This is a genomic window from Secundilactobacillus paracollinoides DSM 15502 = JCM 11969, assembly GCF_001311135.1.
GTDB lineage: Bacteria > Bacillota > Bacilli > Lactobacillales > Lactobacillaceae > Secundilactobacillus > Secundilactobacillus paracollinoides.
The window spans coordinates 1-24,667 of the sequence record NZ_BBAG01000006.1 but is presented as its reverse complement, the minus strand read 5'-3'; the positions used below and the strand labels follow the sequence as shown (position 1 = coordinate 24,667).

Genomic DNA, 24,667 nt, shown 5'->3' with positions numbered 1-24,667 from the left:
TATGACAGAGCGAGATATGACTCAATACATTTCACCAAAAAACTACAGTTATAGTGAGTTTCCAGAAGTCACTGATGTCCCAGAAGGTATGAAGACTTTAAAAGTGTCTCTTACACCAAGTTATCCACACGTTGAACTCAACATTCCTTACGCAGTTAAAAATGGTTTGACCCTACATTTGCACATCATTACACCAGCAGAGGCAGAAAACAGTCCTCACCGGTACCCACTCATCATGTGGGTTCAAGGGTCAGCTTTTCACAAGCAGCAACTTGGCAATCACATGGCACACATGATTCACGTCGCCAGCCAGGGATTCGTGGTTGCTATGGTTGAATATCGATGGGCGCCAGAAAGCCCCTTTCCTGCACAGATCAAAGACTTGAAAACGGCCACGCGCTTTATGTTACGTCATGCCAGCGAATACCACGTAGACGCTAACCGCTATCTTGCTTGGGGAGATTCCTCCGGCGGCCACACTGTTTCTACGGCCGTCGTGACCGCAAACCTGCAAGAATTCAATGACTAAGATGTTCTTGAACAACCGCTGAATTATAAGGCATGTATCGATTTTTATGGTCCGACTGACATCAGCAAAATGAACAAAGTACCCTCGACTCAAGACCACATCACCGCGCATAGTCTCGAAGGTGAGTTTTTCGGCACCAACCACATTTATGACGTCCCCGACCTTGTTCAAAAGGGAAATCCCATCACCTATGTGGGTGACGAAACTGCCGCCGTTTTTAATCATGCACGGGAATAAGGATCGGCTTGTCCCATTTCAGCAAAGCGTCTTATTGTATCAGGCACTCAAGGCACACCATCAGAATGTCTCGTTCTATAAGATCGACCAAAGCGACCACGGATCTGATGCGTTCTTTACGCCAGATGTGCTACAAATTACATTTGACTTCATCAAAAATGCTTTAAACTAGCACACAAAGGACTTTGACCGATCCAGTCAAAGCCCTTTTTATTATCGATTAAATTTCAATACGCGCGATCGTGCCAACAGGCTGTAAATGCTGTGCACCAGCACCGTGCCGAAGAAAATGACGGAAATCAACCGCACTGTAAACAACGCGGCAATCATCGGCAGCGAATAATGAATATAACCCAGTTTAAATACTTCATACGCAAACGCCACGACAGTCGTTGTCACGGAAGAAGTGAGCAGACTGACCCAGTCCCAGCGTTTGTACCGCCAGATGGTAAACCCAACTTCACTCCCGATACCTTGAACAATACCTGAAAGCAACGCTGCGATACCAAAGGTGCCACCGAAAATCACTTCTGCGGCAGCGCCCAACACTTCGCCGACAATGGCCGCACCAGGAATCCGCGTCATAAAAATAGCAAGAGGTCCAGCCATGATCCACAGCCCAAACAACACTTCGTTCGCAAATGGGCCAATCACAATATACAGTGCGTTGTACAAATAATCTGTCCCAACAAAAATGGCACCAAAAACGATGGCCATCACGGCAATTAAAATAATATCCTGTAGGTGAAATTTTTTCTTTTGCATGTTAATTCTCCTTCGCTGGTTTCTCAGCGTGACACCATTGCCAAACAAAGCGGGCAATGATCTTTATGTAGGTTAATAACTGGGTAAAGCTGGCTTGTTCATCGTTGGTATGTGCCTGTGACATAGTACCTGGTCCGTATATCACACACGGAATGCCGAAGTAGTCAAACCAACCACCATCCGCGACAGACGTTGACATGGTCACAGTTGGTGCCTCACCAATCTGTGACTCATGAGTTACTTCTAACAACTGAATAGCCGCCGAATCCTCATCCAATTCAAGCGACGGAAAGACCTCGCCCTTATCAACGAGCATCGATTCACCGCCCCATTCAAATGTTGGCAAATTATCACGTAACCACGGATCAGCCGTCGCCGCTGCAAGAACCTGCTGTTCCACTTCAGCGGTGATATCATCAACATTTTCATCGGGATAAAAGTGCACAGTGATCCAGAGTCTCGCCTCATCCGCCACAAATGCTGGGTGAATTCCACCCTCAATATACGACGGATTAATCGTATCCGTCCCCGCAGGAAACCCCGGATAAGACTTCGTAACCGCCCAATAGTGTTCCAGCGTTTGCAACGCTTGAATGACCACAACCATTTTTTCGACCATACTAGCAGCCTTTAATCCGCCACCAGCCGCCACCATGTTGACGCGGTTACCGTCATGATAGGTTTTTTGACTCTTGAGCGTGACCCAGCCAGTAATAACGCCACCCTGTCCCTGCAACTGCAGATCACTTGTGTCGCCAACCAACGCAAAATCCACCGTCTCTCCTTGTTCCAGCAACCGTTTGGTCCCAGCTTCACCGGCCTCTTCACCCACGACAGATTGGAATTTCAAATCACCCGGCAACTGCACACCAAGGGCCTTCAGCTGGTCGAACAAGTACAGAAAACAGGCCATGGCGCCCTTCATATCACTCACACCGCGGCCAATCACCAAGTCACCGTTGCGTTGCATGGTAAACGGGTCGGTCTGCCAGTCCTGGTCAGCTATCGTGGCCACATCAACATGGCCATTAAGTAACAGACTGTTGTGTGCCTTCGCATCAGTACCATGAAGGGTCGCGGACACCAGCGTATCCGTGTCATAGAAAGGCTGCGTCTTGACGTCAAACCCCGCCGTTTCCAGTTGTGTCGTAATCATCTCTTGTAACGGTGTGGTATTCCGTGCCGTTGGCGACACTGTTTTGAACGCAACTAATTGTCCTAATTTTTCAAACAAGTCATCCTGGTGATCTTCAAGCGCCTGCAGCAGTGCCTGTTCTGTCGCTTTTGCCAAACTGCTCATCCTTTCTGTGTTCCTCAGGGGACAGACGTGTTGATCCACGCAAAATAACCTCTCAACTAGCAGTCAAGAGGTTAGAAATCGCGCGTGTTTTCATGTCTCATAGCCGTCCCTACGCGAGTTCTAACTCTCAGGTTCAAAGGGTCCGGTCGTTAACCGTCTCAGCCCACATGGGGCTCCCCTCGCTTTTGATTCAAATCATGCCATAAGTGTTGGCGAATTACAAGTGAAACCTCACAATACTTTCAGGACAGCTGTCCGCAGTGCCTCTGTTGCAGCAATCGTATCCTCCGCTTGCATAATGGCCGAAACAACTGCGACGCCATCCACGTGAGCGGGCTGAACTGCCGCCACATTGCTGGCCTTCAACCCACCGATCGCATAGACTGGAATCGGCACCCGCGCTTTAATCTCTGCCAACGTATCGACGCTGGTACGCACCGTCTTAACGTGGGTCTCGTTGGAAAAATAGCACCGACGCCCAGATAATCCGCGCCCTCACGCACTGCCCGGTCAGCTTGCGCAATCGTTTTGGTAGTGGCACCGATGAGTTTATCCGGTCCCAAAATTTGGCGAACGACCGCCACTGGCAGATCACTTTGACCAACGTGAACGCCGGCAGCGTCCACCGCCTGGGCAATGTCCAACCGGTCATCGATCAGTAATGGCAGGTCGTAGCGGTCAGTAATCATCTTGACGCGTTGTGCCAATCGGAAATAGTCACCACTGGCCAACGTCTTCTCCCGTAGTTGAACGAGGTCAACCCCAGCCTGGCAAGCAAGTTCTAACCGTTCAAAAAAGGTGTCATCCGTTAATCCGGTTCGGTCAGTTACAAGGTATAACGGTCTGTTTGTTAGGGTCATGAAACCATCCTCCCGACTCAAAAATAGTATTGCACTCGCATTCTAACGAACAATTTCTCGCTTGTATAGTCAGACTCACCCTCACCGAGCGCCAAAATTGAATTGCTTCATCAGAGCAAAAAAACAAGAAAAACAACAAAAACGTCTTCGGTTGACATTTTAAATCGAGTCGGTTATAAATATAAGCGAAGTCACACCTAGTGACGCAAAACAAAATATGCAAAGTTCGTCTGGGGTGCCGGCAACGGCTGAGATAATACCCATCGAACCTGATGTAGTTGATACTACCGAAGGAAGCGCGACTTAAAACTGACTTGACTTAACTGGCGAGCCCGCTCCTTCAATCAAAGAGCGGACTCGCTTTTTGGTTGTGGGACGGCGCCATCACGACCCGGTTGAGCAAGCGGTTTCAGTCTCCTGCTTCGGGTATCTGAAGAGGAGGCTTTTTTGATGGTTATTGTAAATGGGACAGAAGAACAGCACGTTGCCGGCCAGTCGATCACGGCGTTTTTAACTGCCCGTGACGCACCAATTGACAACGTGGTGGTGGAATTGAACGGTGAGATCATTCACCGACCACAGTTTGACGACACGCAACTTAACGAAAACGACAAGGTGGAACTCATTTCCTTTGTCGGTGGCGGACGCTAGGAGGGACACTATGTCAGAAACAGTTACGGAACCAACGATCCAAGGCATGCCCATTTCGGATGTCTATGCCGGCATGAAGGAACGCAACGTCAAGGATTCCACTGAAAAATTGACGGCTACCCACGTTGTTATCGCTGGCTGCGGCGGTCTTGGCACTAATATCGCAATCGCCCTCACCAGAATTGGTGTCGGTCGCCTGACCCTGATCGACTTTGACAGCGTTGAACTCAGCAACCTCAACCGGCAACAGTTTAAACTCAGTCAGGTGGGCATGCCTAAGGTCGTGGCAATGAAGCAGAACCTGCAAGAATTCAACCCGTTTGTGACTATCGATACCGTCCAAACGGAAGTGACCCGAGACAACGTGCCCGACCTATTCAAGGACGCAGACATCATCTGCGAAGCCTTTGATAACCCAGCTGCAAAGGCACTGCTGTTGGATGCTGTCAGCGCCGTTTTTCCTGATACCCCCCTCGTTATGGGGACCGGGATGGCCGGCGTGCACAGTGCCAACACCGTGACCACGAAACATCCGCGCCCCAACCTCTACATTGCCGGCGACGGTGAATCCAAAGGGGCAGAGGGATTAATGGCACCACGGGTCATGGTCGCTGCCGGACACGAAGCAACATGATCACCCAATTGATTTTAGGCGTGACCGAACTTTAACAAAGGAGTTTTATAAATGACAACTGATACTCAGGATTTACTCACCATTGCGGACCATACTTTTTCATCCCGGTTCATTCTCGGATCGGGTAAATACTCCTACGATTTGATTGATGCTGCAGTGACGCACGCAAAGGCCCAGATCATCACCATGGCCCTGCGTCGGACCGCCTCAGCCGAGGAGAATATTCTCAACTTCATCCCGAAGGACGTGACGATTTTACCCAACACTTCTGGGTCGTCTAACGCTGAAGAAGCCATTCGAACGGCTCGTCTTGCCCGCGAACTCAGCGGCAGCGACTTCATCAAGCTGGAGGTCGTTCCGGATAAAAAGTACCTCATGCCGGACAACGAAGAAACCGTTAAGGCGACTGAAGTTTTGGCAAAGGAAGGCTTCATCGTGATGCCATACATGTTGCCGGACCTCAACACTGCCCGTCGTCTTGTCGATGCTGGTGCCGCCACCGTAATGCCATTGGCTGCCCCAATTGGCACAAATAAAGGCCTCGCAACCAAGGACCTGATTCAGATTCTCATCGACGAGATCAACGTCCCAATTATCATCGACGCCGGTATCGGCCGACCAAGTCAGGCGGCCGAAGCCATGGAAATGGGGGCAGATGCCATCATGGCCAACACCTCAATGGCAACGGCCAAGGATATTCCGTTAATGGCAGAAGCCTTTCGTCTCGCCGTTGAAGCGGGTCGAAAAGCCTACCTCGCGGGTCCTGGACGGGTAATCGAACACGGTGCGGTGGCCTCATCACCACTGGCCGGTGTCAGTCAGAAGGCCTAACCATGATGACCAATGAAACGGCAATGCAGCCAGCAATCGCTGACCTGTTTCAGCGGATCATTCACCTTTCCGATGGCACGACCGGTCAAAATCGGTTGGTGTACACACCTCGCTGGGTCGCTGCCCAAAAGGCCTTAATAGCTTTTGCAGTGGCGCAAGACCTGAGCGTCAGCGTCGACGACTACGGCACGGTCTACATGGATCTGCCGGGACGCGCAACAGCGCCAGCTATCGCGACGGGTTCTCACATGGACACCGTTGTTCACGGGGGCCAGTTCGACGGCCTGTATGGTGTTCTGGGTGGCTTCAGGCATTGCTGACCCTCCGCGACCGTCATGGCCAGCCGCATCAGACGCTGCGCGCCATCTCATTTAGCGAAGAGGAAGGCAGTCGTTTTCCGACCACATTCAGTGGGTCCAAACACTACGCCAGGCTTGCTGATATAACTGGGTTGACCGATGATAGCGGCGCATCATTTGACACCGCAAGGATCACCGCAGTAACCCAGCTGCAGCAACTCCCTGGCGTCACTCGGCAGCTGCCAGCTCTGCCCAAGTCGTTTACCGAACTGCATATTGAGCAGGGACCGCGTCTGATCACTACTGGCCGCACGATTGGACTCGTCAGCGCCATTGTGGGCCAGCGTCGTTTCACGATCACCGTAACCGGCACGGCCAATCACGCGGGCACCACGCCCATGAACCAGCGGCACGATGCACTACAGGCTGCCATCACCTTAATGTCACAGTTGCGTGTGACCGCAGCAACGGCAGAGTCGCAACTCACATTCACAGTGGGTCAGCTGACGGTTTCGCCGAACACGTCAAACGTCATCCCCGGTAAGGTTGTCTTCACAGTTGATTGCCGGCACGCTGACGACACTGTCTTAGGCGCCTTTGAAACGGCCATGCGCCACCTCGTCAATCAAACATCAGCGCCCGGCATCACCGCGTCGATCATCAGGTGGGTGCACGATAAGCCGGCACCGTTAGCCGCCCCCTTACTGGCAGCTAACCGCATGTTAGCCACCCAACTCGGATTTGATCCCGTGGTGATGGACTCGGGTGCTGGCCACGACAGTGAGATCATGAGCCGGGTCACCCCAACCACCATGATCTTCGTGCCCAGTGTCAACGGCATCAGCCACGCGCCAAACGAATACACTGCACCAGAGGATTTAGCTGCTGGCATTAAACTGCTCACCGCAAGTCTGTTCCAGCAAGCCTATTGAGGAGGCCCCGCATGCACAAAGTCAGTCTGACCACCCAAATCACCATTGGCATGCTAGTGGGTGCCATTGCCGGAATGTTGTTTGGCAAAAACGTCAGCGGCGTGACTGTGGTGGGTGATATTTTCTTACGACTCATCCAAATGGCAGTCGTGCTGCTGATCTTCGGTGCTGTTATCGAAGCCCTCGGCAGTCTGAACCCGCGTGACCTCGGCCGGTTAGGTGCCAAAACTGGGCTCTGGTTTCTCATGACCACCCTGCTGGCCGCCCTGGTTGGACTAGGCACTGGTCTGCTTTTTAAACCTGGCCTGAGCGTCCACTTAGACCAGTTGCGCAAGACCCCCGTCCACCTCAACACCCCGACCAACATCAGTCAAACCATCCTGAACTTCTTTCCAACCAATATCTTTGACGCCCTCGCTAAGGGCAACGTCATTCAGGTGATCATCTTCGCCATCCTGTTTGGCCTCGTCCTGAGTCAAGCCAACAAAGACGGTAAGTTCAGCCAAGTTCTGACGCTGGTTAAACAAACTAATCAACTGACCGTTAAGCTAGTAATGCTGATCATGAAGGCCGCCCCGCTTGGCATCGCTGCCCTTATCGCAGGCGTTGTTGCGGACAATGGCAGCCAAGTTTTTCTGCCGCTGCTGACCTTTCTGCTGATTTACGGTCTGGCAACCGCAGTGTTTCTCATTGCGCTCTTCTGCGTCATCAGTTGGGTGGCGAAAGTGCCGTTGATTGGCCTTGTGCACGGCTTTACGCAAATGATCATGGTGGCCTTTACCACCACAAGTTCCGCCGTTGCGTTGCCGGTTGAAATGAGTGATGCCCAGTCCAAACTTGGCGTCAGCAAACCAATCAGCCAACTCGTTTTACCCCTTGGCATGGCACTCAACAGCAACGGGCTTGCGATGTATTTGTCTTTGGTGTGCGTCATGCTCACGCAACTTTACGGCATCCGCGTCACACCGATTGCACTGGTTCAAATCGTGCTGCTATCCGTACTTTCCTGCCTTGGCACCGTTGTGGTCCCGGGTGGCGGACTGGTGGCGCTAACGATCATCGTACCAACGCTGGGGCTTCCCCTGTCGAGCATCGCATTATTCGCTGGCATCGACTGGTTCTCAGGTATGTTTCGGACCGTCACTAACGTTGTGGGTGATACCACGACTGCGATTGCGCTGGCCACGGGCGAGGATGAGCTGGACCGCGCTGTTTATCATAGTGATAAGGTGTCTGTTAAGCACTAGTTCTTCGCCGAGACACCAAAAATCTCCTTTAAACTTGACGTTTAGAGGAGATTTTTAGTGTCTAAAAAACACTTTTTGTTGTCTTAAGTTGTGCTTGCTTTCTAAAGTTCACGATCATCAACCCAAAGGCGACGATTGATAGCACCACTAGCAATATAAAATCATGTTCACTGCCCTGTGCTGACAAAACTGCCTGGGACAAATGTCTACCGCTTTCCTGGCTGCTGGTCAACAGAGTTGCCATAATTGCCGTACCAATTGCCCCCGCATACTGTTGGCTGGTACTGAACATCGCGTTGGCATCCTGTTGTAATTTCAAATCAACCTGTTGAATCCCATTGGTCATGGCATTTCCAAAACTAAAGCCAAAGCCGATACCAAAAACCAGATAAAACAGGACGATCAGTGTATTTGTCAGATGCAGACCAAAACTGGCAAACAAGACCATCGCAATCACGATAATGGCGCCACCGATACGAATGGGTACCGCCGCACCGCGGTTATCCAGCATCCGACCACTGAGCGGTTGAATGACAGCAGCGGCCAAACTGCCTAACAGGATGGCCGACCCTGCAACCAGTGAGTTGGCTCCGAAAACTAATTGACCATAGTTTGGCAACAGATACGAGATACCGATATTGATCAGCTGTAACAGAAAATATGGAATGAGACTCAACACTAACGTTGGTGATTTAAAAATAGCGAGGTCCAATAAAATCCGTTTTGAATGTGTGGAATGGTAAGCAAACCATGCCAGCACAAGTAGACCAGCAACCAGAAATCCCCAGAATTGTATGCTGATCCAGCCATAGGTACCGGCATCTGTAAAGCTTTCGGCAACTAAGAAAAACGCCACCGCCAGCAGAATAAAGCCGAACGTGTCAAACGGATCACGGTGTGTTTCGAATTTCTGAGGAATGGTGAAACTCCCTAGTAACACCGCGATGACAACGACGGGTAGAATAAACCAGAAAATCTCACGCCACGTAAACAAATACGTGCTCATGCCGCCATACGTTGGGCCCAGCGATGGTGCAATCCCAACCACCATACTGCCAAGACCCATGAATGAGCCTAACCGCGCAACGGGAATCTGCTGCAGAATAATTGCAAATAACAACGGGATGGCGTATCCGGTTGCCACCGCCTGAATCAGCCGACCAATCAGCAGCACTGTAAAACTTGGTGCTAATGCACACACAAAACTGCCGACAATGAATGCCAGACCGGCAAAAATAAAAATGCTGCGAATCTTAAAGCGACGTTGCACAAAAGCCGAAGTGGCCATGGTTAACGAAACCAGCAACAGGTACCCGGTTGCGATCCACTGGACCACGTTCATGGGTAACCCAAACTGTTTCATCAGCGTTGGGAATGTCACGTTCATCGACGTTTCAACGAGCACGCCGCAAAAAGCCATTAGACTTGCGCCAAGAATGGCAAGCAACGTCTTCTTGGGAATGGCTTGATTTTCCAAAATAAGGATCCTTTCTACAAATGAGGCATCATTAAAATGTCCCCAAGAGGTAACGAGAATATAGTGCAATCGTTGCACTCAACGCAGTGAAAATGGTCGTGCACAACTCTTTCAAGTATAGGAGTCCTCGTGAAAATTACAATCAAAAAAACCTGCCACTTATTAGGTTAAGCAGCAAGCTCTTTTAATCGCACCATTATTTTTGATACCGCGCCTTCAAAAAATGCGCCATATCTTCCGGGTCACGCCCAGTAATCGTCTTAAAGTCGGTTGTGACAGCACCAAGTTCACCCTTGGCACCACCAGCGTACATCGACCCCAGCTCATCGCCGTCACCCTCAGGCGCATAAATGCGGCCAAATTCAGCAACGGAAACAGGCTTGTAGCCGATCTTTTTACCGGTAACTTCAGTCATAATTGCCCCCAACTTATCCATGGTATAGGCCTCAATCTGGGTCACCGTGTACACCTGACCGTTATTGCGCAATTCTGGTTTCACGGCAACGGTCGCAATGGCTTCAGCACTATCGTCTTGGGCGATAAATGACATCGCAGCATCACCAACCGGATAGATCAAGGCTTGGCGTTCAATTAACTCAGGCAGATAAGGCACCAGCGGATCGGCATAAAGTGAGTTCTTAACCACCGCGTACTGCAGGCCGGAACCCGCTAACCGCCGCGGTGCGTAGGCGTAGTATGGCGACATGGTGGAGGGATTGTCTTCCTGATCAGCATAGAAGCTGACGAAAACAATTTGCGAGACACCAGCGTTTTTCATCGCAGTTAACGTGTTCTCAAACTCAGTAACCCGTTGCAGCACATCGTAGGTCTTACTTGGAATGTAAACGAGCACGTCAGTCCCCTGCAGGGCTGCGGTCATCGTATCCACATCCAGGTAGTCGGCCTTCACGGTTTTGATGCCTTGGTCATTCAGCGCTGTTGCCTTCGCTGGGGTGTGAACAGCCGCCTGTAGTGACGCTGCGCCAACCATCTTGACCATATCCTGAACAACGATGCTGCCTAAGTGACCTGTTGCACCTGTAATTGTGTATGTTGTCATGTTCAATTCCTCCTAAAGAATTAGTTTAAAATATGATGCGTCTTCAAATAATCTCGAGCAACGGTCGACGCTTTTTCGTGTTCAACCGTGACTTTATAGTTCATCTCCTGCATATCTGAGGTGGAGATCTTGCCAGCCAGCTTATGCAGTGACTTGACCACGCCTGGATGTGACTTTGCAAAGCTGGTCAGCATCAATGGTGCTCCTTGATATGGGGGGAAGAAGCTCTTGTTGTCTTTTAAAACGACCAAATCGTACTTTTTGATCTGCGGATCCGTTGTATACGCATCCGTCACATCTACCTTACCATCATGCAACGCTTGATACCGCAATGACGGCTCCATTGTCCGAACAGAACTGAAGTTTAGACCGTACGCCCTCTTCAAGCCGGGATACCCATCCCGTTGAGAGTAAAAGTCAGGATCAAAGGCAGCCTTAAACTGCGGGTGTTTGGCCAGATCAGCAATGGTCTTCAAATGGTACTTTTCCGCAACTGACCGTCGAACAGTCATCCCGTAGCCATTTTGATACTGCATGGGTTGCAGTAGCGTCATCTTATCTTGTTTCTGTAAATCGGTTTTGGCGTCCTGATACGCAATTTTCGGATCCGGGTTCACATCCCGGTTTGTCTTGACCAGCGACTGCAGGACCGTCCCAGTAAATTCGGGATAAATATCAATTTTCTTGCTCTGAAGGGATTTGAACAGGAAACTCGTGCCACCAAAGTTACGTTTAACAACCACGTTAATTTTTGGATTGTCCTGTTCAATGAGATCTTTGTACATACTAATTAAAATTTCAGGCTCGCCACCCATTTTACCGGCGACGGTAATGGTCTCGCGGTGCGGCGTAGCTAACTTATCAACGCCAAAACCCAAGCCGCCTAAAATAATAACGACCAACACGCCGATACCTAACTTTTTAAAGGAAACGTGCGACAAAAGGCCAATCAGCCAACTAGCAACTAGCGCCAGCACAGCGGCCAGAACCGCCCCAATGATCAGCGCCGCATTGTTGTTGGACTGTATCCCAAGCAGGATGTACGTCCCAAGACCGCCACCGCCAATCAGGGCTGCAAGGGTGGCGGTCCCGATAATCATGACGACGCCGATGCGAATCCCGGATAAGATCATGGGCATCGCTAACGGGATTTCGACCCGAAACAGTTTAAACGATTTTGAGACCCCCATGGCATCCGCAGCTTCTATCAAAACGGGATCGATATTCGTCAATCCAGCGTAGGTGTTTTGATAAATCGGCATCATGGCGTACAAGACCAACGTAATCACCGCTGGAACCGTCCCGATCCCGATAATTGGAATCAGTAATCCTAAAATTGCCAGGCTTGGAATCGTTTGAATCACACTTGCGACCTGTGAGACAAACTCGCCAGCGCGGCGGTGATTGATCAGCGCAACGGCCAACGGAATGGCAATGATAATAGTGATCAAAGCGGCAATCACTGAAATTCAATATGCGTGCCAAGTGCGCCAATGATTGCGTGGGAGTTGGAATGCCAATACTTAATTAATGAATCATTCATTTTAATACTTCCTCCTACCCTAACGTTGACATGTAAGCAATTAAGTCAGCACCGGTCAAAACTTGTTGATTGACCTGAACCAACATTTCAGGTGTTTCAGCAACCACTTCAGCCCAGTCGTAAATCGTGTTTTCGTCTTTCAAAACAGTCACTTCATCGGCGGTTTGAACTGGTCGCCCATAGCCCGCTGCGAGAACCTGTTTCATAAATTGTTTCCGCGACTGACCATCGTCAAAAAAGTCACGCACAAAGTCATTGGTGGGACTCGCCAAAATGTCATTTGGTGTGCCAAACTGTTGCAAGGTCCCATCATGAATCACTGCCAATCGGTCAGCCAATTTAATGGCCTCCTGCATATCATGCGTCACGAAAATGAACGTTGTGGGCAGCTCATGATGCAGTTTCAAAATCAGGTTCTGCAGCTGCCGCTTTGACAGCGGGTCCAACGCACTGAAGGTTCGTCCATCAAAATCAGTTTTGGGTTAGCAGCCAAGGCCCGAACGATGCCGACGCGCTGTGCCTCACCACCGGAAAGTTCACTCGGCTTTCGCACCAAGAACACTGCGGGATCTAAATCAACGCGTGCCAGTAGTTCACTGATCCGTTGATGTTGTTTGTCTGCATCTCAACCAAGCGCTTCTAGTTGGACGCTGGCGTTTTGTTCAACCGTCATATTCGGAAACAGCGCCCCAGTTTGAAGAACGTATCCGGTATGCCGACGCAGGTCTTGAACATCGACGCTGGCGACATCGTCATCGTCAATAAACACGCGACCTGATGTTGGTGAAATTAATCGATTAACCATTTTAAGCAGCGTCGTTTTGCCGCTTCCTGATGGGCCAACGAGTACAAATAGCTCGCCACTGTTGATTGTTAATGACAGATCTTTAAGTGCGTTCTCGTTGCCGTACCCCTTTGTGACATCTTTAAAACTAATCATAATTCTGTGCCTCCTGATGCCGCTCGAGGCACCTATCTTCAAAACAATTTCGTTCAACTTGTTATTTACATTGTAATAGGTAAAAGTAAAACGTCAACCCGTTAATTTATAAAATACAGGATTATCGATTATTCGGTATCGCTTTCTTTTACGCGGTCTCTACATTTAAAGTGAGGCCAATTTTTTTGCAAACAAAAAAGCATAGCCCCTTTTTCGACTATGCTTCACCTGCTACTCTAGTTATTCAGCTGTCTGACGCTTGCTTTTCCGAACCAAAATATCATCAATAATACTCTGCAACGTCACCGCACCCATCACGTTTTCAGCTGCGGATTGCACCTTATCGTAAACACTATCCAGCGTTTGCTGAATGTTGCCGCCCACGATGCACTTCGGATTGGTCTTATCATCAATGTGCAACAGGTCTTCCTTACCTAGCGCTTCATAAACGTCATAGACGGTGATCTCACTGGCAGCTCGGCCCAGTTCCGGTGAGACAGTTCCTGGACGCGTTGTCAGCAGGCCGGCCTTTGATAAGGTCGACATCAGCCGGCGAATTAAACTCGGATTAGACTCGACACTCAACGCAATTGCCTTGCTTGAAAGGTCATCATCCTTATAGATATCAACGTACGCCAAGATATGGATGGCGTCACTTAATTTATGGGAAAATTTCATTTTAGTCACCTATTATCCTTGAATTCTGTGCACAGTATACACGCATTTCCTGTAACATTCAAAGTTACTGTTCCGGTTGACGTCTATTCTAACCAGTATTAATATAAATAACAAGTATCCGTCTCATTTATTTGAAAGAAGGCACAATTATGAATCATGAAAATATGACCGCCAATGACTATCTCAACTTGCTGGTCAACGACATTCACTCGACCGTTTTATCGACCATGGGCTCCGATAACCGCCCCAAATCAAGGATTATCGATATGATGCTCGCAAAAGATGGCAAACTTTACTTTCTAACCGCCAACTTTAAGCCATTTTACACACAACTGCAGGCCGATCCGGCCGTTTCAATTACCGGTCGCCACGGGACTGACACCATGTCGTCTTACGCCATTACGGTTGAAGGTGATGTCCGCGAGATCGGCACCACCTACCTTGCCGACATCATGGACCAGAACCCTTATATGAAAGAACTGTATCCAACGCCGGAAAAGAAGGCCACTCTGAGCGTGTTTGAGGTGTACCAGGGAACGGTCGCAATCTTTGATCTGTCCGTCACGCCTCCCTATCAGGCTGCGTTTCAACTGGGAAACTAGCGTATGCCATGCCCTACATGACGCTATGCCATTATTGGTCATTGCAAGTTCAGTTAAAGTTGTCTACAGTAAACCATATGTATTTTAAATCCGGAGGTGAATCACCATGTCTACTGAAATTCTCTTCATCGGAACTCCTGCACGATAGTTGAGGTCAGGAGTAGTCTCCTGACTGGTCACATTTCCATTAGTTAGCAACACCATTATGGAAACGCGTTTCAGAAAGCAGGAAACTAAATCATGAATATTAGAAATTTTGCCATCATCGCCCATATCGATCACGGTAAGTCCACATTGGCTGACCGGATCATGGAGATGACGGCCACCATTACAAAACGAGAAGCCAGCGACCAATTGCTCGACAGCATGGCTGTTGAACAGGCACATGGTGTCACTGTCAAATCACGCACCGTCCGAAATATCTACCACGCGGATGATGGTCAGGAGTATGAATTTAATTTAATTGATACGCCGGGACACGTAGATTTTAATTACGAGGTTGAAAAAAGTTTATCGGCAGCGGAAGGCGCCATCCTCTTAGTCGACGCCACTCAAGGCGTTCAAGCTCAAACGGTTGCGAACTATCGACTGGCACGTCAGGCGGGGATCGTTGTGTTGCCCGTGGTCAATAAGGTCGATAGTGCCAGTGCCGATGTTGACCGAACCGAGAATCAGATTCGGACCATGTTCCCGGAACTAAAGAACAGCCCCATTTTACCCATTTCAGCTAAAACTGGATTAGGCGTTCATGACGTTTTGGAGGCCATTGTTCATCGGTTGCCAGCGCCAACAGCCAACGACCAATTGCCCCTGAAAGCCTCGTCTTTGATTCCGAATACGATGCCTTTCAGGGCGTCATTGCCTATGTCCGAGTGTTTGAAGGCGTTCTTTCCGCCCAGACGAACCTGACATTAATGGCAAACGCGTTGTCGTTCAATACGAAAGAGATCGGGATCCTAACGCCCAACCGACTAGCGCAAACCCAACTTCATGCTGGCGACGTTGGGTACGTCATCACCGGCGTCAAGGATCCACAGCTTGTTCGAGTCGGTGATACGCTAACTGAGACACAACACCCAACAAATACAGCATTGCCAGGCTATGCGCCTGCGCAATCCATGGTGTTTGCCGGTATTTACCCTCAAGACGACTATTCAGCATTGAAGGATGCCATCAACAAACTCGCGTTGAACGACCCGTCACTGCATGTCGCCAATGCTGTGTCAGATGCCTTAGGACCGGGATTTTATTGCGGTTTTATTGGTATCTTTCACCTGCAGATCATCAAGGAACGGCTCCATGATGAATACGGTGTTGACGTCATCGTGACCGCCCCCAACGTCACTTATCGCGTCACGCAAAATAACGGCACTGGTGACCTCCTGACGGTAACAAATCCCCAACACTTCCCAGATTTCAACAAGATCGAACACGTTGAAGAACCGAGAATGCGGATCGAACTCACAACACCTGCAGCTCTATTAAATGATGTCATGCGCTTAGCTAATCAGCATAAGGGTGAGTTTGTCGATATGGCGAATCAAGACGACCTGGTTGTCTTGACGTACACGATTCCGTTAGCCGAAATTGCGTACTCATTTTTCAATGAATTGAAGTCCCTGACCCACGGCTACGCTAGCCTTTCAACGCGCTTTGATGCTACGCACCAGCAGATGTGGTGCGAGTTGATGTTCAGATCAACTACGCCAGGGTTGATGCGCTCACATTTGTCACCTATCGAAGCGATGTTGCCGACCAAACACAAGAACTGGTCCATAAGCTCAAGTACGTGGTGCCGCGCCGGCTGTACCCAATGCCGGTTCAGGCTATCGTTGAGGGCAAATCCATTGCGCGGGTGGACATTCCTCCGCTGCGCAAAAACGCCGCGGTCAATGGTGAGTCGCACAGTATTTCAAAAAAGCAGCAACTCTTACGACGTCAAAATAGCAACAAACGTGCAGCTGCTCACAGTGATATTGAGCTGCCGCAAGAAGTGTTTGATGCAATCTTGACTATTGAATCGTAACGACTAAAGAAGTAACGTCAATCGGCGTTGCTTCTTTTTTTAGCGCTCCAAATACCTCACGTCACACAATTCTACCCAAAAAGGTACTAGGGCACTAAATAGTGCGTACTTGTTTGCCCAGACATTCCCCGTATAATGGTTTCTTGCTGACATATAACCAACAATTAGTAAGGAGAATGATATGACAAACGAACGCACAATTGCCCCTTCCCTCACCCTTTTAGCACTGGCCATTAGCGCCTTTGCGATTGGGTCAACCGAATTCATCAGCGTGGGTGTGATGCCAATGATCGTTGATGCCTTCCACATTAGTCTTGCCACCGCGGGGCTCACCGTTTCGGTGTACGCTGCTGGCGTGATGGTGGGTGCCCCGCTGCTGACGACGATTACGGGCCGGATTCCGCGCAAACGCCTGATTTTACTGATAATGACCGTCTTTATCGTGGGTAACTTGTTGACTGCAGCTGCCCCGAACTTCACCGTTTTGTTAATCGGACGCGTTGTTTCCGCCTTAGCTCACGGCATTTTCATGACCGTCGCAACGGTGATTGCGGCCAACGTTGTCCCCATGAATAAACGTGCATCCGCCATTGCTGCTATGTTCACCGGACTGACCGTGGCCACCGTCACCGGTGTACCGCTGGGAACCTTTATCGGCCAGCATGCGAGTTGGCACATGTCCTTTGTGACGATTGCGTTTGTCGGTCTAATTGGTCTAGTCGCCGACTTTATTCTTGTTCCCGCAGGCTTGCCAATGCCGGCGCAGGGCAAACGCGGCAGTTTGTTGCGAATCGCAAAACAACCAACGATCTTACTGTCGCTCATTTTAACCGCCATTGGGTATGGTGCGAGCTCTCCAGTCTACACATACCTGACCACGATTCTCACGAAACAGGGCTGGGCCGCCTCCGCCAGCGTCATTATTCTCATCATCTACGGCATCGCAGTCGCCGTTGGCAACACAGTGGGTGGTCGGTTGGCAAACGAAAACCCGCTCCGAGCACTCTTCATGATGTTCGCAGCGCTGGCCGTTGTCCTGATTGCGATGCTGTTTGGCTTATCCCTGCAAGTTATTGGTCTGGCCCTCATTTTGCTGTTAGGGCTCCTGGCCTTCATGAACGTCCCAGGCTTACAGTTATTTACCATGCAGGCAACGGAAAAATTCTTGCCGGCAGACGTTCAAATGGCATCCGCCCTAAACATTTCCGCGTTTAACGTCGGTGTCATGGCCGGTTCCTTTGCCGGCGGCCAACTGGTCGAACAGGTCGCTTAATGATTACGCCGATTGCGGGGATTGGTATGGCTGTGCTTGCGATGCTGATCATTGGTGCTTTAGCCCGCCGCGAGTACTAGTGAGATTGCCCCTAAGTAGTGAATTTTATGGCTATTTAAAGTAAAATAGACGTAGCCATTCTCACGAAAGGAGCAGTGCCATGCAACCTAAGATCACCATTACGAACATTATCTGGAGCTTTGACCACACGACCAAACACGTCAATCTCTTGCTGGTCAAACGGGCGGACGCCCCATTTAAAGACTACTGGGCGTTGCCTGAAACGGTCATGCGGCCGTCAGAGTCGGCTGACACCGCCGCGTTACGACTGGTTCGCGAAAAAATTGGTCTAGAATTAGCCAGCTTCCACACCGAACAGCTCGCCACCTTCACCCAGCCTAATCGGGTGCCGGGCGACCGCTCGCTCTCATTGGCCTACATGACGTTTTTACCTGAAATGCCGCCGCTAACAGCCGGTTACGGGGCTGCGGATGCCAGGTGGTTCACGTTTGACTACGAAGCGACCCAGTACCGCCTGCAAAACGACCAGCTTATTTTTCACACAACGGCAATCAAAGATCACGACACTTACTACAACCAGCTAACTGACCGTAGCGCCGACCCGAATACCACGCTGGGGTTTGATCACGACTGGATCTTAAAAGTCGCCTGCCAACGTATTTGTAACAAATTGGACTACCAGCCAAATATCTTACTGATTCTTGGCGACTACTTCACGTTAAAGCGCGCCCGCACCGTCTTCGCTGTTTTTCAGCAAGTGCCGCTCGAATCGATCGATAATTCCAATTTCAAAAAGAACCATAAGCACCTTTTCAAACCGGTTGGTACCAGCAGTGCTAAGCACCCCGGCCGACCGGCAAAGGAGTATCAGCTCAACTATTTTGACTTGACGAACGAGTAGAAATCAACTATCTTATCTAACAAGTAGGATTGAAGTGATTTCTACTTTTATTTTACACCTGTTTAGATATTATTTACTTTTATATTGTGCACTTGTCCTTTAACGGCTACCTGTCGATTAAACAACCCGTCGTCGATGTCCATCAATAAAAGTCGTTTCAACTTAAATTTCGAAAGGAGTTCTCAATTGACCACAAATGACCACATTCTTGGCACCCTGTACGGTCAGGCCATCGGTGACGCCATGGGTATGCCTGCCGAACTCTGGCCGGTCGGTAAAATTCAAAATCAGTTCGGCCGTATCACCACGTTCTTAGATGGCCCTGCCAATAACGATATTGCCCGCCACTTTACTAAAGGTCAGTATACGGACGATACCCACCAAGCGCTTGCCATTTTAGATGCCCTGATCGAAACCCACTGGATTCCAGATCAAACCGCCCTCGTCCATCATATTTTAACCTGGGCAGAGGCCGTCCATTCCTGGGAAAACAACGTCCTCGGTCCCAGCAGCAAGGCCGCGTTAACCGCCATCCGCAAGGGTGAAGACCCGACGCCGTTTACGACGACTGCGCTGACAAGCGGCGCCGGGATGCGCATTGCGCCCATCGGTGCTCTGTTTTCCCCGCACCAGTTGCCACAATTGGTCGACATGGTCGTCCAGATCACCCGGATCACCCACGCCACCGACGTTGCGTTGGCCGGTGCTGCAATGATTGCGGGTGCGACCTGCGCTGCCGTTGATGATCAGTCGTGGGATCAGATCATCCAAGTGGCATTAGCAGCCAACGACCTTGCCTTTCAGCAGGGCGCGCCGACCTGGGCAGCCCGAACCCATGACCGGTTGCGTCTAGCACTGCAATTGGCCGACCAATATCGCGATGATGAAGTCGGATTTGCGACTGCCATTTATACCCTGATTGGTACTGGCACCATGGTGTCCGAAAGCATCCCAGCAGCTGTAGCCATCGCCTATTTTACGCGCGATGTGAAACGGTGTGCCCTGCTCTGTGCCAACCTTGGTGGCGACACCGATACCATCGGCGCCATGGCCACTGCGATCTGCGGCGCCAAGAACGGGCTGCACACCATCTCGCCAGACTGGATCACGCTGATCGAAACCGCTAACCCGAAGCACGATCTCACCACCTACGCCAACGAAATAGCGCAGTTTTCTGTCCGCTAATCACCCACAGGAGGGGTCAATATGAACGAACAACCTGTCAAGGTACCCGAACAAGAGAAAACATTAACGCCAAGCAAGCTCTTCTACAATTGGTTCGCCGCAAACATTGGCATCATGGGCTTCGTCTTTGGTGCAATGATCGTCAGCTACCACCTGTCTTTTCTGCAATCCCTGCTGGCCGCTCTGATTGGCGCGCTCTCCTTTCTGGTGCCTGGCTGGGTCGCCATGCTGGGCCAGCGTGAAGGCGTCACAACGTTTAAACTCAGTCGGGCAGCCTATGGCACCCACGGGAATAAGATTCCTAACGCCATCGCCTGGTTGAACATGGTGGGGTGGCTAGCCGTCAACGTCATCACTGGAACGCTGTTGCTAGTCTCCCTATTCGGCGTCATTCACGTCGTTAAAAATGACGTCACCCGTGGCATTGCCCTAGTGATATTTGGCGGTCTCGTGCTGTTATCGGGTCTTTTAAAGGAAGCCACACTAGCGAAAATTCAAACCTGGCTGTCGTATATTTTCGGAATTCTGACCATCGTGATTCTCGGTATCTTTCTGGTGAAAGCGCACTGGTCGGCAGCCCTCAAATTACCGGCTGGACACTGGATCACCGGCGTGTTACCCGCCATCAGCATCGTGGCCGCCGGATCAGGCATCTCCTGGTCCATGGCAGCTGCCGACTGGGGCGCTATGCCAAGCCTGGTACTAAACCCGCTGCGACGTTTTGGTCAACGACCATGGGTGGTGCCGTGCCGCTCTTTGTCTTGATGGCCGGCGGGGTGCTGCTCAGCACCATCGAGCCGACCCTCGCGACGACTGGCGATCCGTTTGGCGTCATGTACGCCGCCCTGCCAAGTTGGTTGGGCGTGATCTACTTCCTAGTCGCGGCTGGTGGCCTCATTCCGCAATGCATCATCTCGTTACGGTCAGCGCGCATCAATTTGGCAACCATCGGCATTAACGTGTCACAGCGGACATCATTGCTGATTCACGGTGTGATCATCATCGCCATTCCGATTTACGTCCTCTTTATTTCGGGCAACTTTTTGAGTAATTTCGAGATTTTTCTGAACTTCTTGGGAATCTGCCTCGCCAGCTGGGTCGCAATTTTCCTAGGCGATAGCGTGATGTCGCGCAAAAATGGTTATGCGGTATCCCTTATGCAGCCGGACAGTCCCGTGCACTACAACTGGGGCGGCATCATTTCTTGGATCATCGCTACTGTTACTGGGTTTCTCTTCACCAACAATGCCGTTTGGAACGGCCCGTTTGCGCATGATATCTTCCGCGATAACAGCCTAGGTGTCTTCGTGTCCGCCATCGTGGCCATCGTTTGCATTATCGTTTCACACCTTATTTCTGGAACGACCAAGTCCAGTGAGGAGGTGGCGTAATGGCAAAGATTCTGGTGATTGGCGCGGCCTTCGTCGATGTTTTGGTACACGTGCCCAAACTACCGCAAACGGGCGAAGATATCACCGGCATCCTCCAGGGGTACCGGGTGGGCGGGTCCGCCTTCAACGTTTACGGCGCCATCCAGTACCTTAAGGCAAGCGCCGACCTCTTTGTGCCCGTTGGTCAGGGACAGTACGCTGACCAGATTCGACAGACGATGCGCCAATCCCGCATTCAACAGCTGCTTTCAGTCCCCGACGCCGATAACGGCTGGGATGTGGCGTACGTTGAGCCCAACGGTGAGCGAAGTTTTTTGACCATCAACGGCGTCGAACAGCTATGGCAGCCCGAGTGGTTTGACCGGCTGACCCTCAGCGACTACGACACCTTCTACGTCAGCGGCTATGAGTTGGAAAACGACACCACCGCGGCAGTTATTCTTGATGCCCTATCCCGTAAGCGGCCCGATGCCACCGTGTTAGTTGACGCCTCACCACGAGCGGCATTCTTGTCTGAAACGACCTGGCAACGATTGTGGGCACTAGGTGTGATGGTGCACTGCAACGAAACGGAGCTCAACACACTGGTGCCGGGTGCTGCGACCGTCGCCCAAAAAACAGCGCACTTGGTAGCCTTGACCCACCAGCCCGTTGTCGTGACCCTTGGCGCCGAGGCTGTTATTTTACCGATGGGCAAACAACGGCGCTGGTGCCTGCTGACACCGTGACCGTTGTCAATACGATTGGTGCGGGCGATACCCACTGTGGCGGGTTATTGGTTGCGTTAAGTCAAGGCCAACCGTTGCTTGAGGCTGTGACCCAGGCGAATCGGTTAGCCGGTTATGTGGTCGGAATGGAAAGTGGCAGTTTATTGCGGTAGCGGCAATTTTATTTACCGAAATGTGAGTAACAACGGTTGATCCCATTTTCTATGAATTTTTTTAGTCTTCCTAATTTCTAATTCACGAAAAGAACCGTATAATGGAAACTGATGTTCTATTACGATCTCATAGCGTGACCAGGTGGTTGATATCATTTGCGTGCGATTGCTATGAGATCATCCTAAATTTCGTGAAGAAAGAAGCGCTTAATATGAACCATGAAACCATGACTGCTGCCGACTACTTGAACTCGCTGGCAACCGATATTCACGCCACCGTTGTCTCGACGGTCGACGCTGACAACAAACCCCAATCCCGGATTATCGATACCCTCTATGCCAAGGATGGGAAGCTCTACTTCACCACCGGCAAAACAAAGGATTTTTACGCCCAACTTCAGGACAATCCGAACCTGGCAATGACTGGTTTAAAAGGTGAAGAAACGCTGAAGTCATTTGCCATCACCGTTAATGGTGAAGTACGCGATGCAGGCACCGACCTCATGCCAGAAATTTTTGAAGCTTACCCCTACCTGAATACCATCTACCCGACCGACGAGAAGAAGGCCCAGCTTCGGGTTATGGAAGTTTATACGGGAACTGTTTCGATTTATGATCTGCGTGAGACACCGATCTATCAGAATACGTTGGCGTTTGGGGAAAGTGCGGGACAAAATAGTTAGCGCCGCACTATAAACAAACCATTCGAAACTTTAAAAACCCTCAGGAATAAATTCCTGAGGTTTTTTCGGTATCTCAACCGCTTAAATAACCAAAACTGCTACTCATTAAAGCGCTACTTCAAATACTTATAAACCTGTTGTCCAGCCTGTCGTCCAAAAATAACAGTCTCAGCAATCGAATTCCCGCCGATCCGGTTATTCCCGTGCAGACCGCCAACGATTTCGCCAGCCGCAAAGAGGCCAATGATCACGTTATCGTTTTCATCCAGCACCTGCGTATTGTGGTTGATGGCAATACCGCCCATCGTGTAGTGCACAGCTGGTGCGATATGAATGGCGAAGAATGGCGCGTGCGCAATGTCACGATCCATACCAGTCGTCCGGCCACATTCAGCATCGTTTTTATCCGCAACTGCCTTGTTCCACGTTGAAACAGCATTGCTTAGCGCAGACTTATCAAACCCAAGTTGGTCAGCTAACTCATCCGTCGTTTGACCAGTCGTTACTAACCCAATGTGGTCATAGAATTCAACGGCTTTGACCCGGTCACGAATGCCTTGGTCAAAGATAAGATAGGCACCACCCTCGTTTAAACCATCAATGGCAGCGGTAACGTTCTTACGGGTATCCAGCTCATTAGTGAACCGGTCGCCATGCTTGTTAACTAGGATAGCACCTTCACCACGAACGGCTTCACCAATGAGGTAAGCATGTGGGGTGTCCTGCTGAACCGTTGGATGAACTTGAACTTGATCCATATCCACTAGCTTAGCACCTAACGCGTGCGCCAAGTTGATGCCGTCACCGGTAGCGCCTGGTTGGTTGGTAGTCTTGTAACCTTTCAAACCAGGTCGGAATTTTGTCAGCAAGTCCTGGTTGGCACCAAAACCACCGGTAGCCAGAATGACCGCATCCGCCTTTAAATCACTCGTCTTACCGTCAATTTCTAGTTTAACAGCGTCAACCTTATCACCATCTTTAACGAGTTCGGTTACTTTAACGCCGGTAAATAATGGAATACCTGCCTTAGCAACCTGCTTCAATAATTCTGTCACTAAGAACCCACCAATTGGCGCCAGTGAACTTGGCCGGTGCGTCCGCATAACGCTCATCCCACCTGTAATCGTGATGTCATCCAAATGAATATCGTGATCTGCTAACCAATCAATGGCTAACGCACCGTGCTCAGCAAAGAACTTCAGTAGCTCCGTGTTATTTTTCTCGCCGCCACCCTTATACGTTTCAGCATAGAAGTCTTCGAAGCTATCAACAACGCCGTGTTTTAATTGGACAAGCGTTTCAGCAGCGTTCATCCCTGAGGAAGCTCGGGTCGTGTTGCCACCAATTTTGTCCATTTTTTCTAAGATAACTGGCTTCAAACCCAGTTCATGAGCTTGAATGGCAGCGGTTAAGCCAGCACCGCCTGAGCCGATAACGATGACGTCATAGTGGTCTTTTAACGCGCTGATGTCTGTTGGTGTGAATGTGAATTTTTCTGCCATTTGTTTACCTTCTTTTTTTGGTTGTCATTCTATTTTATATAGTCGAAACGTGTTCAAAAGGCTGAGGGCTCCTGCGTAAGCAACTTCCGGCACAAAATCCAAAACCGGGACTTTGTTTTTTATGTGCCTGTTATTAGCTTTCTTGGCGTCCACGCCGAAACGTGTTCCGCGAGGCAAGGGGCTCCTGCGTAAGGCACTCTGGCGATAAATCGAAACCAGG

20 protein-coding genes, 9 pseudogenes and 2 riboswitches are annotated in these 24,667 nt (G+C 50.2%); of the genes and pseudogenes, 18 read left to right on the top strand and 11 right to left on the bottom strand.

Annotation, left to right across the window (positions count from 1 at the left end; all coding sequences use genetic code 11):
- Position 1: 1 nt before the first annotated feature.
- Positions 2 to 766 (top strand): annotated as a pseudogene (locus JCM11969_RS18665) (alpha/beta hydrolase fold domain-containing protein).
- Positions 753 to 938 carry an alpha/beta hydrolase family protein gene (locus JCM11969_RS18655; RefSeq protein ID WP_263850002.1) on the top strand — a complete coding sequence of 62 codons (186 nt, stop codon included), beginning with the start codon at positions 753 to 755 and terminating at the stop codon, positions 936 to 938. Before JCM11969_RS18665 ends, JCM11969_RS18655 begins: the two are co-directional and overlap by 14 nt.
- 41 nt (positions 939 to 979) lie before the next feature.
- Here JCM11969_RS18655 and JCM11969_RS03860 read toward each other — a convergent pair whose 3' ends face one another.
- The 3 genes and pseudogenes from JCM11969_RS03860 to thiE all read right to left on the bottom strand — a co-directional run.
- Complete coding sequence (locus JCM11969_RS03860; protein ID WP_054708460.1) at positions 980 to 1,531, bottom strand: ECF transporter S component; 552 nt, start codon at positions 1,529 to 1,531, stop codon at positions 980 to 982.
- Between the two features lies 1 nt (position 1,532).
- Positions 1,533 to 2,831: an acetylornithine deacetylase gene (locus tag JCM11969_RS03855; RefSeq protein WP_054708457.1), complete on the bottom strand. Its 1,299-nt coding sequence runs from the start codon at positions 2,829 to 2,831 to the stop codon at positions 1,533 to 1,535.
- 89 nt (positions 2,832 to 2,920) lie between these two features.
- Positions 2,921 to 3,021: riboswitch (TPP riboswitch) on the bottom strand.
- 167 nt (positions 3,022 to 3,188) lie between these two features.
- Positions 3,189 to 3,691: pseudogene (thiE, locus tag JCM11969_RS03850) on the bottom strand (thiamine phosphate synthase); the annotation flags it as partial.
- A 221-nt stretch (positions 3,692 to 3,912) separates the two neighbouring features.
- A riboswitch (TPP riboswitch) is annotated at positions 3,913 to 4,005 on the top strand.
- Between the two features lie 136 nt (positions 4,006 to 4,141).
- On the opposite strand from thiE, the gene thiS reads away from it, so the two are divergent.
- The 6 genes and pseudogenes from thiS to JCM11969_RS03820 all read left to right on the top strand — a co-directional run bounded on the left by thiS (position 4,142) and on the right by JCM11969_RS03820 (position 8,285).
- Entirely contained in the window at positions 4,142 to 4,342 is a 201-nt protein-coding gene (thiS, locus tag JCM11969_RS03845) for a sulfur carrier protein ThiS (protein ID WP_054708454.1), read from the top strand.
- Between the two features lie 10 nt (positions 4,343 to 4,352).
- A pseudogene (gene thiF, locus JCM11969_RS03840) lies at positions 4,353 to 5,011 on the top strand (sulfur carrier protein ThiS adenylyltransferase ThiF).
- A gap of 16 nt (positions 5,012 to 5,027) precedes the next feature.
- The gene (locus JCM11969_RS03835; RefSeq protein WP_054708450.1) at positions 5,028 to 5,807 is read left to right on the top strand and encodes a thiazole synthase; all 780 of its coding nucleotides are present in this window, start codon (positions 5,028 to 5,030) and stop codon (positions 5,805 to 5,807) included.
- 2 nt (positions 5,808 to 5,809) lie between these two features.
- Positions 5,810 to 6,127, top strand: a complete 318-nt coding sequence (locus tag JCM11969_RS18035) for a zinc-binding metallopeptidase family protein (RefSeq protein WP_054708448.1) — start codon at positions 5,810 to 5,812, stop codon at positions 6,125 to 6,127.
- On the top strand, positions 6,121 to 7,038 hold the full coding sequence (locus JCM11969_RS03825) for a hydantoinase/carbamoylase family amidase (protein ID WP_054708447.1): 918 nt from the start codon (positions 6,121 to 6,123) through the stop codon (positions 7,036 to 7,038). The genes JCM11969_RS18035 and JCM11969_RS03825 overlap by 7 nt, the downstream gene beginning before the upstream one ends.
- Positions 7,039 to 7,049: 11 nt before the next feature.
- Positions 7,050 to 8,285 (top strand): dicarboxylate/amino acid:cation symporter, encoded by a 1,236-nt coding sequence (locus JCM11969_RS03820; RefSeq protein ID WP_054708446.1) that lies wholly within the window; start codon positions 7,050 to 7,052, stop codon positions 8,283 to 8,285.
- 61 nt (positions 8,286 to 8,346) lie between these two features.
- On the opposite strand, the gene JCM11969_RS03815 is transcribed toward JCM11969_RS03820, so the two are convergent.
- The 6 genes and pseudogenes from JCM11969_RS03815 to JCM11969_RS03795 form a co-directional block, all read right to left on the bottom strand.
- Entirely contained in the window at positions 8,347 to 9,762 is a 1,416-nt protein-coding gene (locus JCM11969_RS03815; RefSeq protein WP_054708445.1) for a DHA2 family efflux MFS transporter permease subunit, read from the bottom strand.
- Positions 9,763 to 9,958: 196 nt separating this feature from the next.
- Entirely contained in the window at positions 9,959 to 10,822 is an 864-nt protein-coding gene (locus tag JCM11969_RS03810; protein ID WP_054708443.1) for an SDR family oxidoreductase, read from the bottom strand.
- A 20-nt stretch (positions 10,823 to 10,842) separates the two neighbouring features.
- Positions 10,843 to 12,365: pseudogene (locus JCM11969_RS03805) on the bottom strand (ABC transporter permease/substrate-binding protein).
- Positions 12,366 to 12,379: 14 nt separating this feature from the next.
- Entirely contained in the window at positions 12,380 to 12,811 is a 432-nt protein-coding gene (locus JCM11969_RS18650) for a P-loop NTPase family protein (protein WP_225353128.1), read from the bottom strand.
- Positions 12,775 to 13,305: pseudogene (locus JCM11969_RS18645) on the bottom strand (ATP-binding cassette domain-containing protein). Before JCM11969_RS18645 ends, JCM11969_RS18650 begins: the two are co-directional and overlap by 37 nt.
- Positions 13,306 to 13,545: 240 nt before the next feature.
- Positions 13,546 to 13,983, bottom strand: coding sequence for an Rrf2 family transcriptional regulator (locus tag JCM11969_RS03795; protein ID WP_054708441.1), 438 nt, complete (start codon positions 13,981 to 13,983; stop codon positions 13,546 to 13,548).
- A gap of 149 nt (positions 13,984 to 14,132) precedes the next feature.
- On the opposite strand from JCM11969_RS03795, the gene JCM11969_RS03790 reads away from it, so the two are divergent.
- The 10 genes and pseudogenes from JCM11969_RS03790 to JCM11969_RS03755 all read left to right on the top strand — a co-directional run bounded on the left by JCM11969_RS03790 (position 14,133) and on the right by JCM11969_RS03755 (position 22,945).
- Positions 14,133 to 14,585, top strand: coding sequence for a pyridoxamine 5'-phosphate oxidase family protein (locus JCM11969_RS03790; protein WP_054708439.1), 453 nt, complete (start codon positions 14,133 to 14,135; stop codon positions 14,583 to 14,585).
- Between the two features lie 240 nt (positions 14,586 to 14,825).
- On the top strand, positions 14,826 to 15,494 hold the full coding sequence (locus tag JCM11969_RS20665; RefSeq protein ID WP_439709732.1) for a GTP-binding protein: 669 nt from the start codon (positions 14,826 to 14,828) through the stop codon (positions 15,492 to 15,494).
- Positions 15,458 to 16,183, top strand: a pseudogene (locus JCM11969_RS20660) (elongation factor 4 family protein); the annotation flags it as partial. The gene JCM11969_RS20665 and the pseudogene JCM11969_RS20660, both read left to right, overlap by 37 nt.
- A gap of 77 nt (positions 16,184 to 16,260) precedes the next feature.
- A complete protein-coding gene (locus JCM11969_RS20655; RefSeq protein WP_439709733.1) occupies positions 16,261 to 16,611 on the top strand; it encodes a hypothetical protein in 351 nt (116 codons plus the stop codon).
- A 181-nt stretch (positions 16,612 to 16,792) separates the two neighbouring features.
- Positions 16,793 to 17,964, top strand: a pseudogene (locus JCM11969_RS03780) (MFS transporter).
- 80 nt (positions 17,965 to 18,044) lie between these two features.
- Positions 18,045 to 18,806, top strand: a complete 762-nt coding sequence (locus JCM11969_RS03775; RefSeq protein WP_054708437.1) for an NUDIX domain-containing protein — start codon at positions 18,045 to 18,047, stop codon at positions 18,804 to 18,806.
- A gap of 186 nt (positions 18,807 to 18,992) precedes the next feature.
- Positions 18,993 to 19,991, top strand: coding sequence for an ADP-ribosylglycohydrolase family protein (locus tag JCM11969_RS03770; protein WP_156319245.1), 999 nt, complete (start codon positions 18,993 to 18,995; stop codon positions 19,989 to 19,991).
- A 21-nt stretch (positions 19,992 to 20,012) separates the two neighbouring features.
- A pseudogene (locus JCM11969_RS03765) lies at positions 20,013 to 21,382 on the top strand (purine-cytosine permease family protein).
- Positions 21,382 to 22,262, top strand: a pseudogene (locus tag JCM11969_RS03760) (PfkB family carbohydrate kinase). Before JCM11969_RS03765 ends, JCM11969_RS03760 begins: the two co-directional pseudogenes overlap by 1 nt.
- Positions 22,263 to 22,474: 212 nt before the next feature.
- Positions 22,475 to 22,945, top strand: a complete 471-nt coding sequence (locus tag JCM11969_RS03755; protein WP_054708435.1) for a pyridoxamine 5'-phosphate oxidase family protein — start codon at positions 22,475 to 22,477, stop codon at positions 22,943 to 22,945.
- Positions 22,946 to 23,058: 113 nt separating this feature from the next.
- On the opposite strand, the gene JCM11969_RS03750 is transcribed toward JCM11969_RS03755, so the two are convergent.
- Positions 23,059 to 24,447, bottom strand: a complete 1,389-nt coding sequence (locus tag JCM11969_RS03750; RefSeq protein ID WP_054708432.1) for a flavocytochrome c — start codon at positions 24,445 to 24,447, stop codon at positions 23,059 to 23,061.
- A 24-nt stretch (positions 24,448 to 24,471) separates the two neighbouring features.
- The coding region (locus JCM11969_RS18640; protein WP_054708429.1) for a hypothetical protein at positions 24,472 to 24,667 on the bottom strand (196 nt) is incomplete at its 5' end.

Excerpts from the sequence above, each read along its gene's own strand:
- JCM11969_RS18655 (WP_263850002.1), top strand. The coding sequence starts at position 753 with ATGCACGGGAATAAGGATCGGCTTGTCCCATTTCAGCAAAGCGTCTTA.
- JCM11969_RS03860 (WP_054708460.1), bottom strand. The coding sequence starts at position 1,531 with ATGCAAAAGAAAAAATTTCACCTACAGGATATTATTTTAATTGCCGTG.
- JCM11969_RS03855 (WP_054708457.1), bottom strand. The coding sequence starts at position 2,831 with ATGAGCAGTTTGGCAAAAGCGACAGAACAGGCACTGCTGCAGGCGCTT.
- thiS (WP_054708454.1), top strand. The coding sequence starts at position 4,142 with ATGGTTATTGTAAATGGGACAGAAGAACAGCACGTTGCCGGCCAGTCG.
- JCM11969_RS03835 (WP_054708450.1), top strand. The coding sequence starts at position 5,028 with ATGACAACTGATACTCAGGATTTACTCACCATTGCGGACCATACTTTT.
- JCM11969_RS18035 (WP_054708448.1), top strand. The coding sequence starts at position 5,810 with ATGATGACCAATGAAACGGCAATGCAGCCAGCAATCGCTGACCTGTTT.
- JCM11969_RS03820 (WP_054708446.1), top strand. The coding sequence starts at position 7,050 with ATGCACAAAGTCAGTCTGACCACCCAAATCACCATTGGCATGCTAGTG.
- JCM11969_RS03810 (WP_054708443.1), bottom strand. The coding sequence starts at position 10,822 with ATGACAACATACACAATTACAGGTGCAACAGGTCACTTAGGCAGCATC.
- JCM11969_RS03795 (WP_054708441.1), bottom strand. The coding sequence starts at position 13,983 with ATGAAATTTTCCCATAAATTAAGTGACGCCATCCATATCTTGGCGTAC.
- JCM11969_RS03790 (WP_054708439.1), top strand. The coding sequence starts at position 14,133 with ATGAATCATGAAAATATGACCGCCAATGACTATCTCAACTTGCTGGTC.
- JCM11969_RS20665 (WP_439709732.1), top strand. The coding sequence starts at position 14,826 with ATGAATATTAGAAATTTTGCCATCATCGCCCATATCGATCACGGTAAG.
- JCM11969_RS03775 (WP_054708437.1), top strand. The coding sequence starts at position 18,045 with ATGCAACCTAAGATCACCATTACGAACATTATCTGGAGCTTTGACCAC.
- JCM11969_RS03755 (WP_054708435.1), top strand. The coding sequence starts at position 22,475 with ATGAACCATGAAACCATGACTGCTGCCGACTACTTGAACTCGCTGGCA.
- JCM11969_RS03750 (WP_054708432.1), bottom strand. The coding sequence starts at position 24,447 with ATGGCAGAAAAATTCACATTCACACCAACAGACATCAGCGCGTTAAAA.